The 2,612-nt window shown below is 39.9% G+C and carries 2 protein-coding genes and 1 pseudogene; 2 read left to right on the forward strand and 1 reads right to left on the reverse strand.

All coding sequences use genetic code 11. From position 1 onward, the window contains the following. Positions 1 to 741, reverse strand: a 741-nt coding sequence (locus V5298_RS20365) for a tyrosine-type recombinase/integrase (protein ID WP_332933245.1), incomplete at its 3' end; no start/stop codon positions are given. Positions 742 to 1,207: 466 nt separating this feature from the next. Between V5298_RS20365 and V5298_RS20370 the strand changes: the two genes are divergently transcribed. Both V5298_RS20370 and V5298_RS20375 read left to right on the forward strand, forming a co-directional pair. Then, on the forward strand, positions 1,208 to 1,516 hold the full coding sequence (locus V5298_RS20370; RefSeq protein ID WP_332933246.1) for a hypothetical protein: 309 nt from the start codon (positions 1,208 to 1,210) through the stop codon (positions 1,514 to 1,516). Positions 1,517 to 2,410: 894 nt separating this feature from the next. Continuing rightward, positions 2,411 to 2,612 (forward strand): annotated as a pseudogene (locus V5298_RS20375) (hypothetical protein); the annotation flags it as partial.

The raw sequence follows: 2,612 nt of genomic DNA on the forward strand, positions 1-2,612 counted from the left end.
GAATAAAATACCTTTGTTTATGCGGCGGGGATCTATTGGGGATCTTTCGCATTGATTAACAACGTCATAATTGGCTTCATTAATATATTCGTCAATCATGCTGATGGTGCTGTTAGAGATATAGCGATAGGAACCTTGTCCAGTTTGATCCGACTTAGATGTCACCACCAACAAGGCATTATTACGTTTATTAATGTGTTCCACTTTTACCCGTACCAATTCGTCTGCACGTAATAAGCCATCAAACATTAAATTAACGATGGCCAGATCACGCATTTCTAAGAGGGTGTCCGGTATGATGGATTCATTTATTTTTTCAAGTAGATCGAGGGTTAACGCCGTGGCTTGATGTTCGCTGAGGGCATACTTTTGGTTTTCTACCAACGACAGTTTTATAAAGTCTCGTAGATACACGGATTGCACGATAGGGTTGGGCAGTTGTGCAATCTTAAGAAACTTACTCAGTGCACTTAGCCGTCGTTTAATGGTGCGGTAGGCAAGGGGGCTTTCACACAAGCAGGCTACGTAGGCTTTAATACAAACTTCGTTATTTGCCATGGAGTCGGTAAAGCCGGATAACTGGTGCTGTTCGCAAAAGACAGCAAACTCATTAAAATCACTGATATAGGCCCGTTGAGTGTTTCGAGGAAGTTTGGTGAAGATATCCGAAAAATAGCGGTTTACTTCACGTTTATAAGTATCGGTAAAACGTGTGGTGGTGACACGCATAGTATCAGTCATTGTAAATCACTAATTTATTGTAAGAAAACACATAAGTCATCGTACCCGGACAGGTTGGGGGGTATTAACTAGGCATGTATAAATATACAGCTAATTGATGATTGTGTAAATCATTCCTCAACGTTCCTCGAAACATAGGGATGGTAAAGACGTTTATAATGCATACTGTGACTTCAGTTCTAGGTTTCTCCAACGCCAGCACTAATTAAAAAATTCAACGTACTTACCTGACTAGATGTTGGCGGTATATTAGCTAAGATACTGATTATTAATTTATTTTTCAGATTGAGGGGTTTGTAGGGTTTATTCGTTAATATTGCTTAGATAACACGTTACCAACACGTGGCGTTTTTGTATCACGCAAGATAACGAGAATTATCATGCGTGACGCCCGCGAATTTTTGTGTTTTTATAACCTATAAATACCCTTGGTGAATACGTATTTGGTATCAAGGAAGAAAATGGGATGAAAGGCCTTTCATTACTGCTTATCTATGTATTGCTCGTTTCAATAGGCTACACCGTTCATACAGGCAGTGAAAGCCATAGTCTTATTGCCTTAGCCGTTAATTGTGGGCTTTTCTTAATTCCCGTGGCCTTGTTCTTTCTAACGTTTCCAAACCGTATTAAGGCTGTGTTATTTTTATCCGTATTTAATGTCGTGCTGCAAAATATCTTCTATGGGTTTGCACAAGATCCATTGGGGTTTTTACTGCTTTATCTTATCTTGATTACAGAAAGTGTCCTGGTATTGATAACCAAAACTGTAAGGTGACTTTTCTTTATAATAATCCCAAGACTCTCTGCCTGACAAAAAAGGAGAGTTTACACTCGCTAAAACCAAACTAGAAAAACCCCAGTATCAACGCTCATCGAATAGACTCACAATTCACTAAGGGCATTGAATCCATTTAATGCATATTCGCTTACGCCGCAAAAGAAATACCATGAGCTAAAGGCGTAGGTACCTTTGTTGATGTGGGCTATGTTTCTTTATTATTTACAGTAGAAAACCTGGGTTTCTGGTGTCGCCAGTAGGCCATATGACAAGGGCAGTTCAACCCATAGCGACCTGTGAGTCATCTATTATGAAAATACAGTCTATTTAACATAATATACATTATGCGCAATTAAGTGTTCAGGTATCTATGGTACTTAATATCAGTACTCTAGGCTTGTTTGTCGTTCGTGATGGCTTACCAACGTATTCATGGCTTTCTGTGCTTTTGTGCTAACAACATACTCAAGCTGTGTGGTATTGCGTCATAAAAGCTGGTGTTTTTGAGTCTGAGTGCGGTTCTGAGCTATGGGTCTATATTTACGTCTGTGCGCTACGTGAAATCTGCAGCAACTTACCTTTGTTTTTTCTATTTCCTTTGCACACGGCGCGGCATTTTTCAGTCAGGGCCCATTGGTAATTTCGAATTTTCTTGCGCCACGGATAACGAATTGCCATCGACCGTTAGCATATTCGGTGGTGATCCTTAGTGGGTTTTACTTCAGCAAGGTCATGTCTTTTGCTTACATAATTTACGTTTTAGGTACTGGATTTAGATCCATACTGCTTTGGAGGTACCCCATACATTTATGACAGAAATGTGACAGTTCTATTGAAGATTTAAGCGAGTGCTTTAAACTTGCCACAATTTTTTATTTAGTAGCTGTACTTATGTCTCTATCAAAGCCTGCAATAGTATTTGGGTTGTCTGCGGCGTTTTTTCAAAACCATGTTCTGGCAGCTGACGGTTATTCGGTTTCTTATGCGCAGCCCGGCATTTCAATTCAATCTGACGATGGCAATAACGCCATTACCATTACGGGTCGTATGCAATTTCGTTATGCTAGTCCTGACGATTCCCAACCTGTAGATC

Origin of the sequence: Alteromonas sp. 14N.309.X.WAT.G.H12, assembly GCF_036697315.1 — a bacterium.
Lineage (GTDB): Bacteria > Pseudomonadota > Gammaproteobacteria > Enterobacterales > Alteromonadaceae > Alteromonas.